The sequence below is a fragment of the Streptomyces sp. Ru72 genome (genome assembly GCF_002920635.1).
Taxonomy (GTDB): Bacteria; Actinomycetota; Actinomycetes; order Streptomycetales; family Streptomycetaceae; genus Streptomyces.
The window spans coordinates 1-1,755 of sequence record NZ_PQSR01000223.1; the positions used below are offsets into that span (position 1 = coordinate 1).

Sequence of the window (1,755 nt, forward strand, 5' to 3'; positions counted from 1 at the left end):
AGGCATCGAACGCGACGGTGAGTTCCGCCTGGGCGACGTTCAGTCCGGACACCGAAGCGATGACCGCCATGAGCGCGATGCAGACCCCGATCAGGATGGTCCGTCGTTGTCGTGGGTCGTGGATGGTCGGGTCGAAAGCTCCCGCGTCCGAGGGCAGGTTCGTACCCATGGGATTCCTTTCAAGAAGGCAGGGTGGATCGGCGCCGGAGCGGTGAGCCCTGGCGCTGTAGGACGGGTGTGATCAGCGGCGTCGGACGGCGCGCACGACGACGTCGTGGAGGGAGACCGCTCGGCCTCCGTGGCCGGTGAGCGTGCGGAGGTGCTCTTCGGCGGTGACGATCTCCCACTCCCTGCCGTCCAGGCGCGCGGTGATGGCCGCACAGGTGGCCGACACTTCGGCAGGAGGGTGGTGCCCGCGGCCGGTGGAGCCCGAGCTGTGCAGGTGCCCCACGAGGAGGAGCGTGCCGCCGGGAGCCACCCATCCGGCGATGCGGTCGTAGAACTCCAGCTGGGGCATTGCCGGATGGGCGTAGTGGGTCATGACCAGGTCGAACTGCGCGCCCGGGCTCCAGGCGCCCAGATCCGCCTCGACCCACTGCAGGCGCTCGGGAGCCCCGCTCGACGCCGCCCGCTCGGCAGCGCGCGCAAGTGCCTCGGACGAGATGTCGGCTGCGGTGACGTGCCAGCCGTGGGAGGCAAGCCAGATCGCCTCGGCACCGCCGCCGCACCCCGCATCCAGCGCCGTGCCCGGTGTCAGGCCGCTGGTCTCACGAGCGAGGTACGGGTTGGGCGGGTTGCCGCCCATGGATCCGAGGCCGCCGGCTCGCGCCTGTCGCCAGTGCCGCTCCCAGAAGTCCTTGTCGAATCCGTGCGTCACAAATCGCCCTCCTCGCTCGCAACGCCCCTCTGCGGGTGCGTTCCTCGGTTCGTTCTTCACGGTGCCGAGAGATGGGGCAGATACGCAAATGCTGTTGCCGAATGGCAAAATGGCGGGATGGATGAAACCATTGACCGCACCCTGGACGCCGTCGGACCGAGGCTGAAACGCCTTCGGCTGCATCGGGACGTCACGCTCGCCGAGCTCGCGGCGCAGACCGGTATCTCCACCAGCACCTTGTCCCGGCTCGAGGCGGGCCTGCGGCGTCCCACGCTGGAGCAGCTGCTTCCGCTTGCTCGCGCCTACGGGGTCACACTCGACGAGCTCGTCGATGCGCCGCCCACGGGGGACCCCCGCATCAATCTGCGTCCCATCTCCTGCAGCGACGGCTCGGTCATCCTGCCGCTGACCCGTAGGCCCGGGGGAATCCAGGCCTACAAGTTCGTGCTGCCGACCGGAAACGACGATGCCGAACCCGACCTGCGCACCCACGAGGGCTACGACTGGATCTATGTCCTCAACGGAACGCTCCGCCTTGTGCTCGGGGAACACGACCTCATCCTCAAGGCCGGGGAGGCCGCGGAATTCGACACGCGCACCCAGCACTGGTTCGGGGCCACCAGCGCCGGCCCCGTCGAGTACCTGAGCCTCATCGGAAAACAGGGCGAACGGGCGCACATCCGTGCAGCACCGAGACAAGGCCCGGCCGAGTAAGAAGGCTCAGGGACCTCATATCCGGGACCGGGACCGATGCTCTTTCTTCCTCCACGGGCCGTGCTCCGCCATCACTTCACCCAGCAGGCGCCCCACGATCCCGGCGGCCGGGAAACTCAAGTGCTGGCTGTATGCGTGGTTCTCCAACCCATCCTCTTCCGTCT

General features: G+C 68.1%; 2 protein-coding genes and 1 pseudogene. 1 reads left to right on the forward strand and 2 read right to left on the reverse strand.

Translation table 11 applies throughout. From position 1 onward, the window contains the following. Window positions 1-169 (reverse strand): annotated as a pseudogene (locus C3488_RS42295) (MFS transporter); the annotation flags it as partial. Between the two features lie 72 nt (window positions 170-241). Then, a complete protein-coding gene (locus C3488_RS39555) occupies window positions 242-877 on the reverse strand; it encodes a bifunctional 2-polyprenyl-6-hydroxyphenol methylase/3-demethylubiquinol 3-O-methyltransferase UbiG (protein WP_103845625.1) in 636 nt (211 codons plus the stop codon). Between the two features lie 117 nt (window positions 878-994). On the opposite strand from C3488_RS39555, the gene C3488_RS39560 reads away from it, so the two are divergent. Beyond that, entirely contained in the window at window positions 995-1,591 is a 597-nt protein-coding gene (locus C3488_RS39560; protein WP_103845626.1) for a helix-turn-helix domain-containing protein, read from the forward strand. Window positions 1,592-1,755 lie beyond the last annotated feature (164 nt).

Bases quoted from the DNA above. Each gene is read 5' to 3' on its own strand.
- C3488_RS39560 (WP_103845626.1), top strand. From the start codon at position 995: ATGGATGAAACCATTGACCGCACCCTGGACGCCGTCGGACCGAGGCTG.